General features: G+C 62.8%; 22 protein-coding genes. 1 reads left to right on the top strand and 21 read right to left on the bottom strand.

The features are described 5' to 3' along the window. Nucleotides 1-9: 9 nt before the first annotated feature. A complete protein-coding gene (locus tag BR71_RS00265) occupies nt 10-804 on the top strand; it encodes an iron-containing redox enzyme family protein (protein ID WP_043631081.1) in 795 nt (264 codons plus the stop codon). Nucleotides 805-1,018: 214 nt separating this feature from the next. On the opposite strand, the gene gltX is transcribed toward BR71_RS00265, so the two are convergent. From gltX to fliF, 21 genes are all read right to left on the bottom strand, one after another. Continuing rightward, a complete protein-coding gene (gene gltX, locus BR71_RS00260; protein ID WP_043631079.1) occupies nt 1,019-2,404 on the bottom strand; it encodes a glutamate--tRNA ligase in 1,386 nt (461 codons plus the stop codon). A gap of 157 nt (nt 2,405-2,561) precedes the next feature. Beyond that, nucleotides 2,562-3,593, bottom strand: coding sequence for a substrate-binding domain-containing protein (locus BR71_RS00255; RefSeq protein ID WP_244269573.1), 1,032 nt, complete (start codon nt 3,591-3,593; stop codon nt 2,562-2,564). A gap of 139 nt (nt 3,594-3,732) precedes the next feature. Then, a complete protein-coding gene (gene rbsB, locus BR71_RS00250) occupies nt 3,733-4,671 on the bottom strand; it encodes a ribose ABC transporter substrate-binding protein RbsB (protein ID WP_043631076.1) in 939 nt (312 codons plus the stop codon). 62 nt (nt 4,672-4,733) lie between these two features. Next, nucleotides 4,734-5,672 carry an ABC transporter permease gene (locus BR71_RS00245; protein ID WP_019099980.1) on the bottom strand — a complete coding sequence of 313 codons (939 nt, stop codon included), beginning with the start codon at nt 5,670-5,672 and terminating at the stop codon, nt 4,734-4,736. A gap of 66 nt (nt 5,673-5,738) precedes the next feature. Further along, nucleotides 5,739-7,232, bottom strand: coding sequence for a sugar ABC transporter ATP-binding protein (locus BR71_RS00240; protein ID WP_043631074.1), 1,494 nt, complete (start codon nt 7,230-7,232; stop codon nt 5,739-5,741). A gap of 11 nt (nt 7,233-7,243) precedes the next feature. After that, nucleotides 7,244-7,642, bottom strand: coding sequence for a D-ribose pyranase (gene rbsD, locus BR71_RS00235; protein WP_019099982.1), 399 nt, complete (start codon nt 7,640-7,642; stop codon nt 7,244-7,246). Then, on the bottom strand, nt 7,639-8,529 hold the full coding sequence (locus BR71_RS00230) for a ribokinase (RefSeq protein ID WP_043631072.1): 891 nt from the start codon (nt 8,527-8,529) through the stop codon (nt 7,639-7,641). Before BR71_RS00230 ends, rbsD begins: the two co-directional genes overlap by 4 nt. Nucleotides 8,530-8,852: 323 nt before the next feature. Further along, a complete protein-coding gene (locus BR71_RS00225) occupies nt 8,853-9,578 on the bottom strand; it encodes a YebC/PmpR family DNA-binding transcriptional regulator (protein WP_019099984.1) in 726 nt (241 codons plus the stop codon). A 227-nt stretch (nt 9,579-9,805) separates the two neighbouring features. Continuing rightward, nucleotides 9,806-10,582, bottom strand: coding sequence for a flagellar biosynthetic protein FliR (gene fliR / locus BR71_RS00220; protein WP_043631070.1), 777 nt, complete (start codon nt 10,580-10,582; stop codon nt 9,806-9,808). Next, the gene (gene fliQ / locus BR71_RS00215; RefSeq protein WP_019099986.1) at nt 10,582-10,851 is read right to left on the bottom strand and encodes a flagellar biosynthesis protein FliQ; all 270 of its coding nucleotides are present in this window, start codon (nt 10,849-10,851) and stop codon (nt 10,582-10,584) included. The genes fliR and fliQ overlap by 1 nt, the downstream gene beginning before the upstream one ends. A gap of 71 nt (nt 10,852-10,922) precedes the next feature. Further along, nucleotides 10,923-11,669 (bottom strand): flagellar type III secretion system pore protein FliP, encoded by a 747-nt coding sequence (gene fliP, locus BR71_RS00210; RefSeq protein ID WP_039753250.1) that lies wholly within the window; start codon nt 11,667-11,669, stop codon nt 10,923-10,925. Then, the gene (fliO, locus tag BR71_RS00205) at nt 11,666-12,148 is read right to left on the bottom strand and encodes a flagellar biosynthetic protein FliO (protein WP_244269572.1); all 483 of its coding nucleotides are present in this window, start codon (nt 12,146-12,148) and stop codon (nt 11,666-11,668) included. Before fliO ends, fliP begins: the two co-directional genes overlap by 4 nt. Nucleotides 12,149-12,159: 11 nt before the next feature. Beyond that, entirely contained in the window at nt 12,160-12,609 is a 450-nt protein-coding gene (gene fliN / locus BR71_RS00200; RefSeq protein WP_052370265.1) for a flagellar motor switch protein FliN, read from the bottom strand. Between the two features lie 26 nt (nt 12,610-12,635). Beyond that, nucleotides 12,636-13,640 (bottom strand): flagellar motor switch protein FliM, encoded by a 1,005-nt coding sequence (gene fliM, locus BR71_RS00195; protein ID WP_043631067.1) that lies wholly within the window; start codon nt 13,638-13,640, stop codon nt 12,636-12,638. A gap of 5 nt (nt 13,641-13,645) precedes the next feature. Next, nucleotides 13,646-14,170, bottom strand: coding sequence for a flagellar basal body-associated FliL family protein (locus BR71_RS00190; RefSeq protein ID WP_043631065.1), 525 nt, complete (start codon nt 14,168-14,170; stop codon nt 13,646-13,648). A gap of 106 nt (nt 14,171-14,276) precedes the next feature. Further along, nucleotides 14,277-15,218, bottom strand: a complete 942-nt coding sequence (locus tag BR71_RS22615; protein WP_081862492.1) for a flagellar hook-length control protein FliK — start codon at nt 15,216-15,218, stop codon at nt 14,277-14,279. 101 nt (nt 15,219-15,319) lie between these two features. Further along, complete coding sequence (fliJ, locus tag BR71_RS00180; RefSeq protein WP_043631063.1) at nt 15,320-15,769, bottom strand: flagellar export protein FliJ; 450 nt, start codon at nt 15,767-15,769, stop codon at nt 15,320-15,322. A 9-nt stretch (nt 15,770-15,778) separates the two neighbouring features. Then, entirely contained in the window at nt 15,779-17,176 is a 1,398-nt protein-coding gene (gene fliI, locus BR71_RS00175; protein ID WP_043631061.1) for a flagellar protein export ATPase FliI, read from the bottom strand. After that, nucleotides 17,154-17,984 carry a FliH/SctL family protein gene (locus BR71_RS00170; RefSeq protein WP_043631060.1) on the bottom strand — a complete coding sequence of 277 codons (831 nt, stop codon included), beginning with the start codon at nt 17,982-17,984 and terminating at the stop codon, nt 17,154-17,156. The genes fliI and BR71_RS00170 overlap by 23 nt, the downstream gene beginning before the upstream one ends. Next, nucleotides 17,965-18,963: a flagellar motor switch protein FliG gene (fliG, locus tag BR71_RS00165; RefSeq protein WP_043592937.1), complete on the bottom strand. Its 999-nt coding sequence runs from the start codon at nt 18,961-18,963 to the stop codon at nt 17,965-17,967. Before fliG ends, BR71_RS00170 begins: the two co-directional genes overlap by 20 nt. Beyond that, a complete protein-coding gene (fliF, locus tag BR71_RS00160) occupies nt 18,956-20,650 on the bottom strand; it encodes a flagellar basal-body MS-ring/collar protein FliF (RefSeq protein ID WP_240314930.1) in 1,695 nt (564 codons plus the stop codon). Before fliF ends, fliG begins: the two co-directional genes overlap by 8 nt. Nucleotides 20,651-20,667: the final 17 nt, after the last annotated feature.

Below are 20,667 nucleotides of genomic sequence, written 5' to 3'. Positions count from 1 at the left end.
GGGGACACGATGAGTAAAGAGATCGGTTTTGTCAGGAGCGGCCCGCTGATGGACCTCCACAGCTATCCGGAATGGACACGGGAGATGGTTCGTCACTGCGACGCCTTCAAGCGCCAGGTGGTGGAGCACGAGCTGTTCCGGCAGATGCGCGACGGCGTGCTGCCCGTCGCCGTCCACCAGGCCTTTCTGCGCGGCGGCTGGCCGGTAATCGAACAGTTTCCGCAATACATGGCCAAAAACCTGCTGAAAGTGCGCTACGGCCAACATCGCGGCCACGATATGGCGCGCCGCTACCTGATCCGCAATATCCGCGTGGAGCAAAACCACGCAGACCACTGGGTACAATGGGCCGCCGCGTCCGGCGTGGACGCCGACAGCCTGCTGCATAACCCCCAGGCTCTGGAAACGCTGAGTCTCAGCCACTGGTGCAATCAGGTCTGCGAGCGTGAATCGCTGGAGGTGGCGATGGCCGCCACCAATTACGCGATCGAAGGCGCTACCGGTGAATGGTGCGCCGCCGTTTGCTCCAAAGAGGATTACGCCCGGCAGTTTCCCAAGGAAAAACGCGCCAAAGCGATGAAGTGGCTGGCGCTTCACGCGCATTACGACGACGAGCACCCGTGGGAGGCGCTGGAAATCATCGTCACGCTGGTGGGCGAAGACCCAAGCTCGCGGCAAGTGGCGGAACTGCGCCACGCGATCTGTCAGAGCCACCGCTACATGCGCCTGCTGCTGGATCATTACATGAGCCAGCCCGCGCAGGAAACTTGCCCGCGCGCCTGCGCTGAGCCGGCGCTGGCCTGACAGCCTGTTCAAAGCATCGCGAGCAAAGAAGGGGAAGGCTTTTAGGCAGCAAAGGCGGAACGCGCAAGACCGGCGCAAACATCCCGCAACCGTACTCGCCAAGCACAGCCGCCCCCGCGCAGCGGGCAATGACCGGAAACAGAGCCAGCCGTAAAACAAACCGCCCCGCAAGTCAAAACTTGCAGGGCGGTTTACTTTGCCTCTATGGACCGGTTTAGCCGCACAGGCGACGCAACACCTCATCCTTGCCGATCAAGGCCAGCACCGCGTCCACCGAAGGGGTCTGCGTGGTGCCGCATACCAGCACGCGCAGCGGCATGCCCAGCTGGCCCATCTTGATGCCCTCTTCCGCGCAGAACGGCTTGAACAGTTCGTGGATGGCTTCCGCGGACCAGGTGTCCAAACCCGCCAGCTTGTCGGCGAAACGCCCCATGCGCGCCACGCTGTCGCCGGACAAATGCTTGTCCACGTCGGCCGCCGCGGCTTCCCGCTTGCGATAGAAGTAGTCCACTTCCAGCGCCAGCGCGTTCAAATCCTGCACCCGCTCCTTGACCAGAGCGATCACGTCCTCGATGGCAGGCCCGCCGGACAGCTCGACGCCGGCGGCGGCCAAACGCGGCGCGATCAGCTCGGCCAGGCGGCCGTTGTCGGCGGTTTTGATGTGCTGGGCGTTCAGCCACATGAATTTTTCATGATTAAAGCGGCTGGCGGACGCGCTCACCGCCTCCAGGCTGAACCACTCGACGAACTGCTCCATGCTGAAGAACTCGTCGTCGCCGTGGCCCCAGCCCAGGCGCGCCAGGTAGTTCAGCAGCGCTTCCGGCAAGATGCCCTTGTCGGCGTAGTCCACCACGCTGACCGCGTCGCGGCGCTTGGACATCTTCTGGCCGTCCTCGTTGAGGATCATGGGCAGATGGCCGTACACCGGCAGCGGCGCGTTCAAAGCCTTCAGGATATTGATCTGGCGTGGGGTGTTGTTAACGTGATCATCGCCGCGTATCACGTGGGTGATCTGCATATCCCAGTCGTCCACCACCACGCAGAAGTTATAGGTCGGACTGCCGTCCGGGCGGGCGATAATCAGATCGTCCAGTTCCTGATTGGCGATCTCGATGCGGCCCTTGACCGCGTCGTCCCAGGCCACCACGCCGTCCAGCGGGGTCTTGAAACGCACCACGGGAGCCACGTCCGCGGGGATCGCCGGCAAGGTCTTGCCGGCTTCCGGACGCCAGCGACGATCGTAGCGCGGCTTCTCCCCGCGCGCTTCCTGCTCTGCCCGCATCGCTTCCAGCTCGTCCTTGCTGCAATAACACAGGTAAGCGTGGCCAGAGGCCAGCAGCTGCTGGATCACATCCTTGTAACGGTCGAAACGATGGGTCTGGTAGAACGGGCCTTCGTCGTAGTCCAGGCCCACCCAGTGCATGCCGTCCAGAATCGCCTTCACCGATTCCGGCGTCGAACGCTCCAGATCAGTGTCTTCGATGCGCAGCACGAACACGCCCTTGTTCTTGCGGGCGTAGGCCCAGGAAAACAGCGCGGTGCGCACGCCGCCGATGTGCAGATAACCGGTGGGGCTGGGAGCGAAACGGGTACGGATCATGGTGACTCAGGCTCGAAAACGTAAAACGGCTATTGTACGCCGGCTGACGAAGCGGCAGCAAACCCCAGGGTTTGTGGGAAACGCCCTCCCTGCCAGCGCAAGCCCCTTAAGAACGTATTTACGCTCTCTCGGGCTAAAAGTAGATCGCAAACAGGTTCTAAGCCGGCCAACGCCGGTGCAGACTGGCCGGCACCAAGGACTCCGGCTCGGCCAGGGCCTGACCTTCCAGCAAGGCCAAAGCCAATTCCAGGCTGCGCGCCGCCATCTCGCGGCTGTCCTGCACGATGGCGTCGACGCGCAACGGCAAGCAGTCTAGCAAGGAGTGATCGTCGAAGGTCAGCAGGCGCAGCGGCGCGTTGGCCAGGCCGCAGTGCTGATTGAGGAAGGCCAGCGCGCCCTCCAGCAAAGAGACCGAGGCGGTGAACAGCGCCTGCGGCAAGCGGTGATGCTGTTGCCGCCATTGCTGCATCAGTTCGAAACCGGAGCGGCGCAGGTAGTCTCGATGGCACACCCAGCCCGGCTTTTCCTCCACGCCATGCAGCGTCAAGGCCTGGCGGTAGCCTTGCAAGCGATCGCGGCTGGGCGACAACTCTGCCTGGCCGCCGAAGAACACCACTTCAGACACGCCCTGCTCCAACGCGTCGCCCACCAGCCGCTCCACGCTGGCGCAACCATCGGTCACCACCGACGGAATGCCGCTGCCGTCCACCCTGCGGTCGACAAACACCAGCGGCAACCGCCGCACCCATTTCTGGTAGGACTTGGCCTCGTGCGTGCACGGCACCACGATCATCGCGTCCACCTGCCGCGCCACCAGATGGGCCATGACCTCGGCCTCGCGCCGCGGGTCTTCGTCACTGGTCACCAGCAGCATCTGATAGTCGCGCTGGCGGCACAGCTCTTCCATCGCCTGGGCCAGCGCCGCGTGAGCGGAGTTGGTCAGATCCGGGATCACCAGCCCCACCGAATTGCTGCGCCGCGAACGCAAGGAGCGCGCCGACTGCGACGGGTTGAAATGCTGCTCGCGCGCCACCTTCTCCACGCGCTCCACTGTCGCCCGGGAAATACGATAACGCTCGGCATGGCCGTTGAGCACCATGCTGGCAGTAGTGCGCGACACGCCGGCCAGTTCGGCGATATCGTCTATGGTCAAACGCTTGTAGCCGCTCATCGACAGCCTATTCCTCATGCGGCGGCGCCATGCCCGCCGCCCGAAACTCAATTGCAAAACAGCCCCGGCCTGCGCAAGCGCGGGGCGGGGCCGCCGATTGCTGGCAACCTTACCTCAAGCGGGCCGCCGTCGCCAGAGCGATAGCGGCCTCCCTTGCTTACTGCTTGACCAGGTTCAAAGGCACCGGGATGAATTTCTCCACCTGCTGACCATCGATCAGCTTCTTGGCGGTCTGCACGCCGTACTGACCAATCAACTCCGGCTGTTGCTGCACAGTGGCCGCCAGCCCCCCCGCCTTGACCGAAGCCACGGCGTCGGCGGTGGCGTCAAAGCCCACCACCACAACGTTCTTCAGGCCCGCGGCCTGAATTGCTTTCAAAGCGCCCAGCGCCATTTCGTCGTTATGAGCGAACACGCCTTGCACGTCCTTATTGCCCTGCAGAATGTTTTCCATCACCGACAAGCCCTTGGCGCGGTCGAAATCGGCCGGCTGCTTGGCCACTACCTTAACCTCGGCCTTGCCGTCCGCCACCGCGTGGAAACCCTGGCCGCGCTCGCGTGCCGCGGAGGAGCCGGGGATGCCCTCCAGCTCTACCAGCCGGCCCTTGCCGCCCAGCTTCTGCAGCAGGAAGTCGGCCGCCATCTTGCCGCCGGCCACATTGTCGGAGGCGATATGAGCGCTGACTTCCGCGCCGTTGACGCTGCGATCCAGCGATACCACCTTGATGCCCTTGCTCACCGCTTCCTTCACCACATTGGCGACGGCGGAGGAGTCAGTGGGGTTGATCAGGATCACGCTCACCTTCTTCTGGATCAGGTCCTCAACGCTGGCTTGCTGCTTGGCGGAATCGTCCTGCGCGTCCACGGTGATCAGGCGCACGCCCTCTTTGGCCGCCTCGTCTTCCGCTCCCTTGCGCAGCGAGACGAAGAACGGATTGTTCAGCGTGGACACCGCCAGGCCCACCACCGGTTGGCCGGAGGCCGCGGCCGGCGTGCTGGCGCCAGCCGACGCGCCGTCGGCCGGACCCTGCTTGGTGCAGGCGATCAGACTGGCCGCGATGACACTGAAAACCAAAGGCTTGATTAAGCGTTGCATATCGGAACTCCCCTTGTGTAATGGTCGCTTGCGCTACGCGCCCGCCGGCGGCGGGCCCGTTCTCACTTCTTGCCGCTGCGGTCCAACAGCACCGCCAGCAGAATCACCACGCCCTTGATCACTTGCTGGTAGAACGAAGACACGCCCAGCAGATTCAGGCCGTTGTTCAATACCCCGATCAGCAAAGCGCCGATCAGCGTGCCTACAATCCAGCCGCGACCGCCGGTCAGGCTGGTGCCGCCCAGCACCACCGCGGCGATGGCATCCAGCTCATAGCCGGCGCCAGCGGTGGGCTGCGCCGAATTCAAGCGCGAAGTCAGCACCGCGCCGGCCATCGCCGACAGCGCGCCGGACAAGGTGTAGACCCAGATCTTGACCCGATCCACCTTAACGCCGGACAGGCGCGCGGACTCCTCGTTGCCGCCGGTGGCGTAAACATGGCGGCCAAAAACGGTTTTCTTCAACATGAACCAGAAGCCGGCGAACATCAGCAGCATCCACACCACCGGCACCGGCACCACGCCGGCCACATAGCCGCCGCCCAACATGGAGAACATATCGCTGCCGAAGCCGGTGATCGGGCTGCCGTTGGACGCCACCAGCGACAGGCCGCGCAGAATCGTCATCGACGCCAGCGTGGCGATGAAGGGGGCCACCTTGCCCTTGCTGATCACCAGACCGTTGCAGCAGCCCATTAGCGCGCCGGACAGGATGCCCAACAGGGTGGCCAGCAGCGGATCCACGCCGGCCTGCAGCAGCATCGCGGTCAGCACCGACGACAACGCCAGGATGGAGCCCACCGACAGGTCGATGCCGCCCAGCAGGATGACCAGGGTCATGCCGAAGGCGATCAGCGCGTTGATGGAGACCTGGCGCATCACATTGAGCAGATTGCCCATGGTCAGAAAGTCGGCGCTCATCACCGACAAGCCGGCGCAGATCGCCAGCAGGGCGATGAAAGGCCCGAGTTTTTGCAGCGTTGCTTTTTGTTGCGGGGTCATCTTGCTTACCGTTTCCCTTGCTTGCGCCCAATGGGCGCGACCTGAATATTCAATGCGCGGCGGCGCTCAGTCCGCTGTCGCGCCGGCCGCCGCGGCCATAATGTCTTCCTGCGTCGCCGAAGCGGCTTCAAACAGCCCGGCCCGGCGGCCCTCGTGTATCACCAGGATGCGGTCGCTCATCGCCATCACCTCCGGCAGTTCGGACGACACCATGACGATGGCCACGCCAGCGGCGGCTAGTTGATTGATGATGTGGTAGATTTCGGCCTTGCCGCCCACGTCGACGCCTCGCGTCGGCTCGTCCAGCAGCAGCAGCTTGGGCGGCTCCGCCAGCCACTTGGCGAACACCACCTTCTGCTGATTGCCGCCGGACAAGGATTTGACATCCAGTTCAGCGTCGCGGGTGCGGATGCGCAATTGCTCAATCAGCCGCTGCGCCTCTTCGTTCTCGGAGCGGCGGCTCACCACCCCCAGTCGCGCGTGGCGGCGCAGATGAACCAAGGTGGCGTTTTCCCGCACCGACATGCCCAACACCAGGCCCTGACTCTTGCGGTCTTCCGTGACGTAGGCGATGCCGGCGGCGATGGCGTCGCCGGGATGGCGGATGTCCAGCTCCGCGCCGTCCAGCCGCACCCGCCCCTGCCGACGCGGTTTGACGCCAAACAATACGTTGAGAATCTCGCTGCGCCCAGCGCCCATCAACCCGGCCACACCCAGCACCTCGCCCGCGCGGACATCGAAGCCGATGTCCCGAATGCTGCCGTCGTCGGCCAGACGCTCCACTTCCAAACGCACCGCGCCCGGCGCGGACGCGCGCTTGGGAAAACGGTCGCCGATCTCGCGACCCACCATCAGCCTCACCACCTCGTCGAAATCGGTGGCGGCGATCTGACGCTCGCCGACGAAACAGCCGTCGCGCAACACGCTGATCTTGTCGCAGACGCGGAAGATCTCCTCCATCCGGTGCGACACGTAGACAATCGCCACGCCGCGTTGCTTGAGCTGCTCCATGAAGACGAACAGCGCTTCAATCTCGCGCTCGGTCAATGCGGCGGTTGGTTCGTCCATGATCAGCACCTTGGCGTTCAGGGACATCGCCTTGGCGATTTCCACCATCTGCTGCTGACCAATGGACAATTGCCCGGCCTCCGTCTCCGGATCGATCCGTCCGGCGCCCAGCTGCTGCAGAATCTGGCTCGCCTCGCGCCGCATGCCGGCGCGATTGATCACGCCAAAGCGGCTATGCTCTCGCTCGCGACCCAAAAACAGGTTCTCCATCACCGACAGCTGCGGAATCAGGTTCAGTTCCTGGTGGATGATGGCGATGCCGTGGGCCTCGGCCTCGGTGGTGGAGCGGATCGTCACCGGCCAATCATTGAGCAGCACTTCTCCGGCGTCGGCCTGGTGCACGCCGGATAGAATCTTCATCAGGGTCGATTTTCCGGCGCCGTTTTCGCCCATCAAGGCATGCACTTCGCCGCCCTTCACGGTGAAATCCACCGCCTCCAGCACCTTGACCGGACCAAAGGCCTTGCTGATGCCGCGCATGCTTACCTTCATTGCCCGCCCCTTCAAAAGATCACGCCGGAATACAGGATCACATTGGCGTACGGCGTACATTCGCCGGTGCGGATCACCGCCTTGGCCTCGCGGCAGCGGCGCTTGAACTCCTCATGCGGCACGTACTCCACCGCCACGCCGTGCGCGGCCATATCGTTGGCCAGCACTTCCACAGCCGGACTGTGTTCCAGGCACTCGGCGGCGAACAGCGCACGCTCCGCCTTGAAATCCGCCAGGATGGAGTCCAACACGCTGGGGAACTCCGGCACGCCCAAGCGCAGGCTCAGGTCTATGCACTCTACGCCGGGCGGAATCGGCAGGCCGCAATCGGCGATGACCAGGCTGTCGGTATGACCCATGCTGGCCAATACCCGCGCGATATCGCGGTTCAGATGTCCCAGCCGCTTCATGCCTGCTCCTTCAACATCTGTTGCAGCGCGGCCAGCGTCGGCATGCCGCTTTGCGCGCCCGCGCGGGTCACGGACAAGGCCGCCGCGGCGCAGGCCAGTGCCATCGCCGCCTCGAGACCCTGCGGCCAGAACGCGGCCAAGGCGCCGTTGAAGGTGTCGCCGGCGCCGGTGGTATCCACCGCGGACACCACGAAGCCGGGTTGGTGATGCAGGCTGCCGTCGGCGCGGCAGAAATAAGCGCCGTCTTTGCCACGCGTCATCGCCACCCTGCCCGGCAGTTTGCGCATCAGCGCCTGCCAGTCCCCGCCCCGTTCGTCCAGAGCCTGCGCCAACTCATGCTCGTTCGGCGTCAGCAAGGCGGTGCGCTCCAGCAAGCTGGGCGGCAGCGGATGGGCCGGCGCCGGATTCAACAAGAAAGGCTTGCCGTGGCGCTGAGCCAGTTCGGCCGCGCGCTCCACCGTGGCCAGCGGCACCTCCATCTGCGCCAGCACCACGTCGGCATCGCGAAACGCCTGCTCGTCCTGATCCAGATGTTGCGGCAGCAACTCATGGTTGGCGCCGGGCACCACCACGATGGCGTTGTCCCCCTCGGCCAGGGTGATCGTCGCCAGCCCGGTGGCCACGTCCGTTTCGCGCAGGCGGCCAATATCCACGCCCTCGCCCTGCAACGTCTCCTTGAGCTGAGAACCGAACATATCGCGGCCCACGCAGCCCAGCAAAGTCACCTGCGCGCCCAGCCGCGCGGCGGCCACTGCCTGATTGGCGCCCTTGCCGCCCGGATAGGACGCAAAGCGCTTGCCAAACAAGGTTTCACCCAGCCGTGGATAGCGTTCCGCCTCCACCACCAGATCCATATTCACGCTGCCCACAACCAGGACCCGGGTCATAATTTCCTCATCGTTATCAAGCGACGCGCGCCTTAGTCGACGGCATCCATTGCTAAAACGTAATCAGCTGACGCTTTATAGCAGAGCTGCCTACAGGCCGGAAGCGATAAACTCAATCTGTTCAGCAAATGCAACAGTCCTCGCAAAGCGCATCGGCGACGCTTGACGGCGGCCGCGCTTCGATGTAGCGAGGCAACTACACGTCGGACGCTTAGTCCAGACGCAAAAAAAGCTCCCCTCAGGGAGCTTTTTTCCTGCCGCCGCAGCGGCGCTTAGAACGTGTCTACGATCTCGCGAACTAGAGCAAGCCCTTGAACAGGCTCTTACTCGTCCAGCACCGCGGAAGTGTAAACATCCTGCACATCGTCCAGGTCTTCCAGCGCGTCCAGCAGTTTTTGCATGCGCACCGCGTCATCGCCGGACAATTCAGTCTCGTTCTGCGGCTTCATCGTCACTTCGCCCATTTCCGCCTTGAAGCCCTTGGCTTCCAGCGCGCTCTTGACGTCGGAGAACTCGTACGGACCGGTGATTACTTCGATGGAACCGTCGTCGTTGGCGACCACATCCTCAGCCCCGCTTTCCAGCGCGGCTTCCATCAAGGCATCCTCATCCACGCCCGGCGCGAACACCAGGTAGCCGCAATGGCTGAACTGGAAAGACACGCAACCGTCGGTGCCCATATTGCCGCCATACTTGGAGAACGCGTGGCGCACATCGGCCACCGTGCGAGTTTTGTTGTCGGTCAGGCAGTCCACCATCACCGCCGCGCCGCCTATGCCGTAACCCTCGTAGCGGCACTCAACATAATCGACGCCCTCCAACTGGCCTGTGCCGCGCTTGATGGCGTTATCGATATTGTCCTTAGGCATGGACTCGGCCTTGGCCTTGTCCACCGCCAGGCGCAGGCGCGGGTTCATATTGGGGTCTCCGCCGCCCATCTTGGCCGCAACGGTGATTTCCTTGATCAAGCGGGTAAAGATCTTGCCACGTTTGGCATCCTGACGACCTTTGCGGTGCTGGATGTTAGCCCATTTACTGTGACCTGCCATAGTTGCCTCTGTCTGTTGTCCGGTCCACTACGGACCTTTCAGTCAAAATTGGCGCCTATTCTATCAGAACTTGAGGGGACCTCGAATACCGTCGCAAGCGTCTCGAGAGCAAGGCGCACCGCGCACAGAGGCCTAAACACAAGGGGTACAGCGAGCGAGCACGGAATCAACGCTGCCAGCAGGCTTTTCGAATCCCCCTGGAATCTGGACAGGGGCGGCGGCCCCCGCTACTTGGCCTTGAGCATGGCCAGCATCATCTCGAAACCGGCGCGATACATCTGCTCCAGCACCGGCACCATCATCGGTAAGGTCAGGTAGATGCTGATGAAGCCTATCATCAGGGTCAGCGGAAAGCCGAAAGTGAAGATATTGAACTGCGGCGCGGCGCGGGTCATCACCCCGATCGCCAGGTTGGTGATCAGCAGAGCCGCAATCACCGGCATGGCCAGCCAGACACCCCACTCGATCAGGTGGCCACCCCACAGGGCAAGCGACTTGATGCCCTGATCCGGCATGCTCATGCCTATCGGCAGCACCCGGTAACTTTCCACCAAGGTGGACAACACCACTTGGTGACCGTCGAAGGCCAGGAATAGCAAGAAGGTGAACAGGGTCAACAGCTGCGACACCACCGGCACTTGAGCCGAGTGCATCGGGTCGAAGAACATGGCAAAACCCAAGCCGGTTTGCGAACCCATGATGAAACCCGCCACTTCCACCGCGGAAATCACGATACGCATGACGAAGCCCATCGACAGGCCAATCAACAACTGTTGCAACAGAATGGCCATTCCCTCCGCCGATACCAGCGGCACCGCCGGCAACGGCGGTAGCAAGGGCGCCAGCATCACGGTGAGGATCAGCGCGAACCCGGCCTTGAAGCGGCGCGGCACGCCGCGATAGGCGAACACCGGCTCCACCAGCAGCAGGCCGACGATGCGCGCGAACGGCCAAACGAACATGGCCACCAGCGCGTTGATCTGCGTATCGGAAATGCTGAGCATCAGCCGATCACGTGCGGAATGCTCTGGAACAGCCGCGTGGTGTACTCAATCAGCGTGTTCAGCATCCACGGTCCGGCCAGCACCAGCACCAGAAACATCGCCAGCAGCTTGGGAATGAAAGTCAGCGTCATCTCGTTGATCTGAGTCGCCGCCTGCAGCACGCTGACTAGCAAACCCACCAACAGCGACACCAGTAGCACCGGCGCCGCGACGATGATCAGGATGTACAGCGCGTTCTGCACGATATTGATGATCAGCTCCGGACTCATGCCGCCCGCTCCTCGCCTAAAACGCCGGGCAGCGCCCGGCGACGTTTCCAGTCACAAACCATCATGCCGCCTCAGCCAGTATAGAAGCTCTGCACCAGCGAGCCCATCAGCAAGGTCCAGCCGTCCACCAGCACGAATAACATCAACTTGAAAGGTAGCGAAATGGTGACCGGGGACACCATCATCATACCCATTGCCATCAGGATGCTGGCCACGACCAGATCGATGATCAGGAAGGGAATAAATACCATGAAGCCGATCTGGAAGGCGGTTTTCAGCTCGCTGATCACATAAGCCGGCACCAGGGTCTTCATGGATACATCGGCCTTGGTCTGCGGCTTTTCCGATTGAGAAATCTCGATGAAGAAGGCTAGGTCCTTCTCCCGGGTTTGGCGCAGCATGAAAGCCTTCATCGGCTTGCTGGCCTCGTCCACCGCCTGTTGCAGCGTGATCTTATCGTCTGAGAACGGCACCCAGGCTTTGGCGTAGACTTGGTCGAAAGTCGGCCCCATCACAAACAGAGTCAAGAACAGCGACAAACCGACGATCACCTGGTTGGGCGGCGACTGCATGGTGCCCATCGCCTGCCGCAGCAGCGACATCACGATGATGATGCGAGTGAAAGCCGTCATCATCAGCATCATCGCCGGAATGAAGGTCAGCCCGGTCATGAACAGCAGCATCTGCAAGCTGAGCGAATAATTCTGCCCGCCGCCGGCCGCCGGCGTGCTGCTCATCAAAGGCAAGCCACCGGCCGCGTCCGCGATCAACGGCGTCGCCAACAAAACCAGCGCGCCGTATCGGAAACAAGGCCTCATCGCGGTCCCGCCTTGCTATTGCGGCTCTTGTCCATCGCCGCCTTCAACCAGCGCGCGAAAGGCTCCGCCGCCGGCGCCGCTTCGATTTCCGCGCCTTCCGGGCGCGGCAGCTTGCTTAGCAGATTGACTTGCTGCGGCGTCACGCCCAGCACCAACCACTCCCCCTCCAGCTCCACGATCACCACGCGCTCCTTGGGCCCCACCATGGTTCCGCTGACCACCTTCAGGCGGTTGGAGGCGCCCAGCATGCCGCCGGAAAGCCGTTTGAACAGCCAGGCCATGCCGACGATGGCGCCCAGCACCACCGCCAGGCCGAACAAGACCTGCAGCAAACTCATGAACGGCGACGGCGCGGCCGCCGGAGACGGCGCTGCCGTGGCCGTGGCCGTGGCCGTGGCCGTGGCCGTGGCCGCAGCGGCCAGACCGGACGCCGCCAAATAAAAAGCGCCCTGCACAGCACGGCGCGTCATCGCAAACATGGCTGACCTCGTCATTTTTGCAAACGGCGAATGCGTTCCGCGGGCGTGATGATATCGGTCAGGCGAATACCGAACTTGTCGTTGACCACCACCACTTCGCCCTGGGCGATCAGACAGCCGTTGACCAGCACGTCCATCGGCTCCCCGGCCATGCCGTCCAGTTCCACCACCGACCCCTGCGCCAATTGCAGCAAGTTGCGGATGGCGATCTTGGTGCGGCCCAACTCCACGGTCAATTGCACCGGGATGTCCAGAATCATGTCCAGATTCTGCGGGACGCCCGCGCCGGAGGTGCTCGCGCCCAGTTCTTGGAACAAGTTTTGGGCCGGCACCGGCTCTGGAGCGGAATCCACCACTTCCTGCTCGGCCATTGCGGCGGCCCAGTCGTCCATCGACACTTCTTCCTCGCCGCCGGCTCCGCCGGTAGCGGCTGCCGCGGCGGCGGCCGCTTCGGCCTCCATCTGCGCGGCTTGCAATTCTTCTTCGCTCATTGCTCTTTATCCCCCAGAGGCTCGTGAAAATCATTCGCGCCGGCCAACACCTGCTCCACCTTCAGCGCATAGCGCCCCTGCACGGTGCCGTAACTGGCTTCGAACACCGGAATGCCCGATACGTCGGCTTCCACCCGCTCCGGAATCTCCAGCATCACCACGTCGCCGTTCTTCAAATTCAAAATCTGACCCAAGGTCACCTTGGTCTTGCCCAAGGTCGCCACCAGTTCCACTTCCGCCGCCTGCACCTGATGCGTCATCAGGTTGACCCAGCGGTTATCCACCTCGGTGCGGTCCGCCTGCATGGTGCTGGACAACACATCGCGGATAGGCTCCACCATTGAATACGGCAGACAAATATGGAAATCGCCGCCACCGGCGCCCAGCTCAATATGGAAAGTCATCGCCACCACCACCTCGGTGGGCGTGGCGATATTGGCGAACTGGGTGTTCATTTCGGAACGCAGATAGACGAACTCGATGGGATGCACTGGCTCCCAGGCTTTCTGGCACTCGACAAACACCACATCCAGCAAACGGCGGATGATGCGCTGCTCGGTGGGAGTGAAGTCGCGGCCTTCCACCCGCACATGGTAGCGCCCGTCGCTGCCGAACAGGTTGTCGACGATCAGAAACACCAAGTCCGGATCGAAAATCAGCAGCCCCGTGCCGCGCAAGGGCTTGACGTGCACCAGGTTCAGGTTGGTGGGCACCACCAGATTTCGGATGAACTCGCTATACTTTTGCACCCGCACCGGTCCAACCGAGATTTCCGCGTTGCGGCGGATAAAGTTGAACAAGCCGATGCGCAGATTGCGCGCGAAACGCTCGTTGATGATTTCCAACGTCGGCATGCGGCCGCGCACGATGCGCTCTTGCCGACCGATGTCATAGCCGCGGACGCCTTGGGCGTCGCCGCCGCCGGCATCATCCTCATCCTCCCCGGAGACGCCCCTGAGTAGGGCATCTACCTCTTCCTGGGAAAGAATATCGTCGCCCATGCCGCTTACTGCTTCTGGATGATGAAGGAAGTAAAGAGCACGCTTTCCACCGGCTGCTCCTCGCCGGCGTCCATCGACTCATTGATGATCTGCTTGACCTGGGCCTTCAGGCGAACCTTGCCGTCAGGCGTGGCCAACTCCACGGCGGACTTGGACGACAGCAGCAAGATCAGCGCGCTGCGAATTTTAGGCGCGTAATCGGTGAATTTCTTTTTGGCTTCCTCATCGGCCAGCTCCGCCTGCATGTCCACCTGCAGCAAGGAGCCGTCGTTGCCGGCCAGGTTCACCACGAAAGTATCCAGTTTTTCGAAGATCGGCGGACCTTCTTTTTTCTTCTTGGGTTTTTCCTTGGCCTGCTCGGCGTGTTCGCCGGCCGCCGCCGGCTTATTCATATTGGTGAACATATAGGCGGCCAAGCCCCCCACCGCGGCCAAGACCAGCACCAGCAATATAATGACGATCAGCATCAATTTACCGCCGCCGCCCCCTGCTTTTTTCTCTGCTTTTTCCGCTTTTTTATCTTCTGCCATATACCTGCCCTGTTCACTGGGTGTTCATAGTGAAATCTTAAACGATTTCTTCACTATATTTTCTAATTTTAGATGCAAATTGAACAGGGGAGATTATCACAAATGATCAGGCGAAAATGCTGAGAATGCCGCGAGCCGCCTTGATGCTGCTCAATGCATCCATCGGCTCGGGCTCGGCGTTCTCGTTCTGGCGCTGCGATTGCCCGCGCTGGAACGCCTGCTGTTGCTGTCCGGATTGTCCGCTGGACACCTGCGCGTCGGTTAGCTGAATGCCGCCGGCGGCCAGCATGGAAGACAGACGATGCATATTGTTTTCCAGCGCCTCGCGCGTGGCCGGCACCGCAGCCGCGAACAACACCTGCGCCTGGTCGTTGCCGTTCATCTTCAGCGTCACCTCGATCGGCCCCAATTGCGGCGGGTTCAGCTGAATCTGCGCCTTGTCGGCTTTGAGGCTGACCATGCCCATCACCTGCTCGCTCATGGCCTTGGCCCAGTTGGGATCGGTCACCGACTGTTGCACGGTGAACACCGGCGTGGGCGCAGCCGGCTTGGCCGCCAACTGCTCATGCCCCTGAAGCGGCAAAAACTGCGGCAAGACTTTTCCGTCTTCCGGCAAATTTTGCTGCGCCGGCAGCGACAGATTGCGGGCTTTGGCTAGCGAAGCGGGCAGCGCCGCCGCGATGTCGGGCTTGAGTTCAACGGGCTTGGCGCCGGTTGGCAGATCGCCATTGGCCCGCGGCGAGGTCGTCGCCTGCTGCTGAACGGGCTGCTGCGCGGCGCCCATCAGCGACATCCCCGGCAACGGCATCGCCGAAGTCTGATCATCCTCGCTCTTGGCCGGCTTATCCTTGTCAAGGCCTGCGTCCGCCAAAGCATCGGCGTTGGCGCCCGGCAAGAAGGAACTGCCCAAGGTGCTCATCTGCAGCCCCAGCAGGCTGGCGAACAGATCGCCGGCGCCGGTGTCGCCGGCAGTGGCCAGATTGCCCCCCGGCATATTGGCTTTGCCGCCGACCGGATTGGCCGCGGCTGCGTTCACAGGTGTCGTCATGGCCGACTCTCTACAAGTAAGACGCAAACAGTAAAGCAACTAGCGTGCCACGAAGCTTGGACAGGCCCTTAGCGCCTGTTTGCCGCCTGCTGTACACGCTCTTACTCCTCGCCGTGGGTACTGTCCCAAAACCGCCGGGTGGCGAATTCATCGCTGACCTTCTGCTGCACCCGCGCCTCGCGCACGGCGGCGCGCTCTTGCTCGCGCTGCAACAGCTTTTCATAGGCCTTGAGCTTCTTGTATTCATGCTGCCAGGCCTGGCGCTCCAGCAAGAAGCGCTGAGTGCAGCGCTCCACATCTCCCTGCTGCTGCACCATGGCCTCGTCCAGCCGAGCGAGAAAACGCTGGAAATCCTGATATTGCAAAGCACTGATGCCCTGCGCGCCGCGACTGGTCAGCCGTTGCCGGTACTCACCGCGAAAAGCGTCCAGCTGCTCCTGGCGCGAACGGGCCTCCGCCAGCCGGCTTTGCGCCAGCCGCATGCGCTCGGCCGCCGCTTTCTGCTTGTCGTCGGCCAAGCGAATCAACAACAGGTATTTGCTTTCCGCCACGCCTCAGCCTCAGGACAACACGCCCTGCAATTGTTCGCAGCTGGAAGAGAAATCCTGCGACTCATGCATCGGCTGGGTCAAAAAACCGACCATGGGCAGCTGACGCCGCATTGCGTCGTCCAGCACCGGATCCGAGCCTGGCACGTAGGCGCCGACGCTGATCAGGTCGCGGTTACGTTGATAGCGGGAATACAGCTGCTTGAATTGCCGAGCCAGGGCCATCTGCGCTTGAGGCACCACATCCACCATAACCCGGCTGATGGATTGCTCAATGTCGATGGCAGGATAGTGGCCAGACTCGGCCAGTTCTCGCGACAGCACAAAGTGGCCGTCCAGAATGGCGCGCGCGGAATCGGCGATCGGATCCTGCTGATCGTCGCCTTCAGACAGCACCGTATAAAAGCCCGTGATGGAACCGCCGCCCTCCGCGGCGTTGCCGGCGCGCTCAATCAATTGCGGCAGGCGCGCGAACACCGACGGCGGATAGCCCTTGGTCACCGGCGGCTCACCAATGGCCAGCGCGATCTCGCGCTGCGCCATCGCATAGCGGGTCACCGAATCCATCAGCAGCAACACGTCCAGGCCTTGAGCGCGGAAGTATTCAGCCAGCGCCGTGGCGTAGGCCGCCCCGTGCAGGCGCATCAGCGGCGGCATGTCCGCCGGCGCGGCAACCACCACCGAGCGGGCGATGCCTTCGTCGCCGAGGATGTTTTCGATGAAGTCCTTAACCTCGCGGCCGCGCTCGCCAACCAAGCCCACCACCACCACATCCGCCTTGGTGAAGCGGGCCATCATGCCCAGCAACACCGACTTGCCCACGCCGGAGCCGGCGAACAGACCCAGGCGCTGACCCCGCCCCACCGTCAACAAACCGTTGATGGCGCGCACGCCGACATCCAGCACATCGCGCACCGGCGATCGGTCCAGCGGGTTCATCGGTTGGCTGTGCAACGGGAACCAGGCATCCGGATGGATGGGGCCTTTGCCGTCCAGCGGCCGCCCCAGCGAATCCAACACCCTGCCCAGCAGGCTGAGCCCCACCGGCACCATGCGGCCGGACGCGCCGTCGGTGGCGGCCTGGGCTTGGGTCTTGCCGAATTGCGGCGGGTGCCGCGGCGTCAGCGGCATCACCGGCGTGCCCGGCAACAGGCCGTGGACGTTGCTCAATGGCATCAGGAACACTTTGTCGCCGGAAAAGCCCACCACCTCGGCCTCCACAAGCTTCCGGTCCGCCAAGGCCACCTGGCATGCGCTGCCCACCGGCAGCTTGAGGCCCACAGCCTCCATCACCATGCCGGTAACGCGAACCAGCTTGCCGCAGGGCTGCCACAGCTTGGCGGCGCGCGCGCTGTCCGCGCAGTCGCGCAGCCATGCGCGTTGGCGCTCAATCAGCTGCGGGTGGCTCATCGTCCATTCCCAGCGCTTTGCGCATGGCGGCAATACGGGTGCTCATGGTCAGATCCAACCGCAGCGCGGCGGTGTCTATCACGCAGCCGCCGCGCTCCACCTCGGGGTCTTCAATCCATTGCCACTGGGTTTCCGGCGTTTCCTGCGCCAGAAACTCTCGCGCCACCTCCAGATCCGCCGGGTTCAGACGCAAACGCGCCTGCGCCAGCGTGGCCGGCAAGTCCTCCAACGCCTCGCGGAGCAGCTCCTGAATCAGCAAGGGGTTCTGCCGCGCCAGCCCATGGCTCAGTTGGCTGGCGAGCTCCAACGCCAAGGCCAGCCAATCCGCGGACAATTCAGTTTCAAAACGCGAAATCTGTTGCGCCAGCCCTTTCGCCAACTGCTGCAAGGGCTGCCAGGCCTCGGCGAAGCGAGCCTCCTGCTCTGCGCGCACCTCGGCCAAGCCCTGCTCTCTCCCGGCTGTCAAGCCTTCTTGGTAACCGGCCGCGCGGCCGGCTTCCTGCCCAGCCTCATGGCCGGACTGCCAGGCTTCCTGATGGATGGCCTCCAGTTCGGCAGCGGTGGGATAGCCGCTCACCGCGCGCTCGCCGTCCGCGGCGTCGGCAACCTCCTCCGCCCCGGCCGAAGCGGACTCGACGGCGGACTCGGCCTGCGCCTGCTCCTGTTGACGGCGACGCTGCTGCGCCAGCTCCATCAGCTGCACCGGCGTCAGCCTCTGGGTCAGGCCGTCCAGCGCGTTGGGGCTCCAACTGCTCCAGCCCTCCAACTCTTCGCCGGGAATGATGGGATTACTCGACGAGACCTTCATCACCGCCCTTGCTGCCTAGCACGATCTGGCCGTCGTCGGCGAGCTTGCGCACCACCTTGAGAATCTCCTTCTGCTCGGCCTCCACTTCGGACAGTTTGACCGGCCCCTTGGACTCCAGATCGTCGCGCAGCATTTCCGCGGCGCGCTGCGACATATTGCGGAAAATCTTGTCCTTGAGCTCGGCGCTGGTGCCCTTGAGCGCGATTACCAGGGAATCGGATTGCACTTCGCGCAGAATGGTCTGGATCGAACGGTCGTCGATTTCCAGGATGTTCTCGAACACGAACATCTTGTCCTGAATGCGCTGCGCCAGCTCCGGATCGTATTCGCGGATATAGTTGAGCGCCGCGGCTTCCACGTTGGACCCCATGAAGTTGAGAATTTCCGCGGTCAGGCCAATGCCGCCGGCCGCGCTCTTCTTGATGCGGTCGGAGCCGGACAAGAGCTGGGTCAACACATCGTTCAACTCGCGCAGCGCCTGCGGTTGCACGCCTTCCAGCGTGGCGGTGCGGATCAGCACTTCGTTGCGCATCCGTTCCGGGAAGTAGGACAGGATGGAGCTGGACAGATCCGGCTCCAGATGCACCAGAATGGTGGCGATGATCTGCGGGTGTTCGTTGCGGATCAAGTCGGCGGCGGAAGAAGGATCCATCCACTTCAGACTTTCGATCCCGCTGTGATCGTTGCCCTGCATGATCTTGTCCAGCAGGTTGGCCGCCTTGTCCGGCCCCAGCGCCTCGATCAGCACATTGCGCAAGTATTCGTCGGACGCGCCGATGCTGGCGCGCGCCGCGCACTCGCCCTTGAATTCGCTGACCACCTCGTCAATCTGCTCGTAGCTCAGATTATTGATCGCCGCCATCGCCAGCGAAATCTTCTGCACTTCCTTGGGGCCAAGGTATTTAAACACCTCGACGGCTTCCGCCTGACCCAGGCTGAACAGCAACACCGCGCTCTTGCGCACTCCGTTCTCACTCATCGGCGCTTATCCATTCCTTGATGATCTGAGCGGCCATGCGCGGATCGGATTTCACCATTTCACGCACCGCTTCCAGATTGGTGGTGTATTGCCGCATCTGCGCTTCGCGCGGATCGCCGCCGCCTGCGGCGCCGCCGGAGTGACCGGCCGCGCCTTCTTCGCCCTCTTCTCCGGCTACGCCCAACAGGCGGCCGCCCGCCGCGGCGGCCTGCGCCGCGGCCTCTTCTTCGCTGCCCTTGGCTGGGGCCGGCGGCTTGACCAGGTCGCGCATGATGGGGCGCACCACGCCGAACAGCAGGTAAAGCACGGCAATGGTCAGCAGGCCATACTTGATCAGGCTGGAGCCGTTGCTGGTCACGTAGTCTGTGACTTTTTCCTGCAACGTCGCCGGTACTTCGGCGTCTGCGAAGGCGGCGTTGACCACGTTCAGGGTGTCGCCGCGCTGGGTGTTGAAGCCCATCGCCTCCTTGACCAGATTATTGATCTGCTGAACCTCCTGCGGAGTCAGCGGCGTCGGCTTCATCTCGCCGTTCTTGTCCGGCATGCGCCGGTAGTTGACCACCACGGCTGCGGACAGACGCTTGACGCCGCCCTGCGGCATCTTGGTGTGCTGTATGGTTTTGTCGACTTCGTAATTGGTGGTGATGTCGCGTTGCAAGGCGCCGGACGCGCCCATGGTCTGCCCGGACAGCGTGGCCGTGCCGGGCGCGGCGCCCGGCGGCAGCGTGATCGGCGCGGAAGCGGCCGACGGGGGCTGATTGGACAAGGCTCCCGGCACCCCGGACGGCAGCGCCGCGCCGTTATTCAGCTTTTCGCTGATCTGCTGGCTGCGGGTAGCGGATGGATTGGGGCTGGAATTGGGCTTGAAGGTTTCCGAGGTCTGCTCCACCTCGGCGAAATCGACGCTGGCGGTAACTTGAGCGCGCGAGTTGCCCTTTCCGAAAATGGGCTCCAGGATATCCTCAATGCGCTTGACGTAGCCTTCTTCGATCTGGCGCACGTAACCCAGCTGTCGCTGATCCAGACCAGAGTTCTCATCCGGGCCGCTCTGCTTGGATAGGAGATTGCCGTCCTGATCGACGATTGTGACGTTCTTGACCGGCAGATTGGGCACCGAACTGGACACCAAGTGCAGAATGCCGGCGATCTGCCCGGCGTCAAGCAAGCGGCCGCGGAACAGGGTCAACATCACCGAAGCCGTCGGTTGCTGCTGCTCGCGGACGAATACGCTTTGCTTGGGGATGGCGATATGAACGCGCGCGCTCTCCACCGAACCCACTGCCTCAATGGTGCGCGCCAGCTCGCCCTCAATCGCGCGCTGATAGTTGACTTGCTCGGCAAACTGACTGATGCCGAACTTCTGATTGTCCATCAGTTCGAAACCGACGCCGCCGGCCTTGGGCAAGCCTTGCGCCGCCAGCTTCAAGCGCGCGTCGTAAACCTTGTCCGAGGGCACGGAGATGGTGCCGCCCTCGCCCAGTTGGTACGGCACGTTCATCTGCTGCAGCGAAGCGGCCACTTGGCCGCCGTCGCGGTCGGAGATATTGGAGAACAGGATTTTATAGCTGGGCGTGCGGTTCAACACCACCGCGCCCACGATGACGGCGAAAATAGCGGCCACCGCCGCGAGGAACAGGACTTTTTTATTGTTGGGAAGCGCTTTGAAGCGATCGGACGCTTCATTCATGCGGCTTCGCCAAACGG

The sequence above is a fragment of the Chromobacterium haemolyticum DSM 19808 genome (assembly GCF_000711885.1).
Taxonomy (GTDB): Bacteria; Pseudomonadota; Gammaproteobacteria; order Burkholderiales; family Chromobacteriaceae; genus Chromobacterium; species Chromobacterium haemolyticum.
Note: the sequence above shows the minus strand (reverse complement) of the source record. Positions and strands in the feature narration are given on the sequence as shown.

What these genes read in the sequence shown, in the direction of transcription:
- BR71_RS00255 (WP_244269573.1), bottom strand. Translation starts at nt 3,593, where the DNA reads ATGAGGAATAGGCTGTCGATGAGCGGCTACAAGCGTTTGACCATAGAC.
- gltX (WP_043631079.1), bottom strand. Translation starts at nt 2,404, where the DNA reads ATGATCCGTACCCGTTTCGCTCCCAGCCCCACCGGTTATCTGCACATC.
- fliG (WP_043592937.1), bottom strand. Translation starts at nt 18,963, where the DNA reads ATGAGTGAGAACGGAGTGCGCAAGAGCGCGGTGTTGCTGTTCAGCCTG.
- BR71_RS00190 (WP_043631065.1), bottom strand. Translation starts at nt 14,170, where the DNA reads ATGGCAGAAGATAAAAAAGCGGAAAAAGCAGAGAAAAAAGCAGGGGGC.
- BR71_RS00265 (WP_043631081.1), top strand. Translation starts at nt 10, where the DNA reads ATGAGTAAAGAGATCGGTTTTGTCAGGAGCGGCCCGCTGATGGACCTC.
- BR71_RS00225 (WP_019099984.1), bottom strand. Translation starts at nt 9,578, where the DNA reads ATGGCAGGTCACAGTAAATGGGCTAACATCCAGCACCGCAAAGGTCGT.
- fliF (WP_240314930.1), bottom strand. Translation starts at nt 20,650, where the DNA reads ATGAATGAAGCGTCCGATCGCTTCAAAGCGCTTCCCAACAATAAAAAA.
- BR71_RS00240 (WP_043631074.1), bottom strand. Translation starts at nt 7,232, where the DNA reads ATGAAGGTAAGCATGCGCGGCATCAGCAAGGCCTTTGGTCCGGTCAAG.
- fliP (WP_039753250.1), bottom strand. Translation starts at nt 11,669, where the DNA reads ATGAGGCCTTGTTTCCGATACGGCGCGCTGGTTTTGTTGGCGACGCCG.
- fliM (WP_043631067.1), bottom strand. Translation starts at nt 13,640, where the DNA reads ATGGGCGACGATATTCTTTCCCAGGAAGAGGTAGATGCCCTACTCAGG.
- fliR (WP_043631070.1), bottom strand. Translation starts at nt 10,582, where the DNA reads ATGCTCAGCATTTCCGATACGCAGATCAACGCGCTGGTGGCCATGTTC.
- fliN (WP_052370265.1), bottom strand. Translation starts at nt 12,609, where the DNA reads ATGGAGGCCGAAGCGGCCGCCGCCGCGGCAGCCGCTACCGGCGGAGCC.
- fliI (WP_043631061.1), bottom strand. Translation starts at nt 17,176, where the DNA reads ATGAGCCACCCGCAGCTGATTGAGCGCCAACGCGCATGGCTGCGCGAC.
- rbsB (WP_043631076.1), bottom strand. Translation starts at nt 4,671, where the DNA reads ATGCAACGCTTAATCAAGCCTTTGGTTTTCAGTGTCATCGCGGCCAGT.
- BR71_RS00245 (WP_019099980.1), bottom strand. Translation starts at nt 5,672, where the DNA reads ATGACCCCGCAACAAAAAGCAACGCTGCAAAAACTCGGGCCTTTCATC.
- BR71_RS22615 (WP_081862492.1), bottom strand. Translation starts at nt 15,218, where the DNA reads ATGACGACACCTGTGAACGCAGCCGCGGCCAATCCGGTCGGCGGCAAA.
- fliQ (WP_019099986.1), bottom strand. Translation starts at nt 10,851, where the DNA reads ATGAGTCCGGAGCTGATCATCAATATCGTGCAGAACGCGCTGTACATC.
- BR71_RS00230 (WP_043631072.1), bottom strand. Translation starts at nt 8,529, where the DNA reads ATGACCCGGGTCCTGGTTGTGGGCAGCGTGAATATGGATCTGGTGGTG.
- rbsD (WP_019099982.1), bottom strand. Translation starts at nt 7,642, where the DNA reads ATGAAGCGGCTGGGACATCTGAACCGCGATATCGCGCGGGTATTGGCC.
- BR71_RS00170 (WP_043631060.1), bottom strand. Translation starts at nt 17,984, where the DNA reads ATGAAGGTCTCGTCGAGTAATCCCATCATTCCCGGCGAAGAGTTGGAG.
- fliO (WP_244269572.1), bottom strand. Translation starts at nt 12,148, where the DNA reads ATGTTTGCGATGACGCGCCGTGCTGTGCAGGGCGCTTTTTATTTGGCG.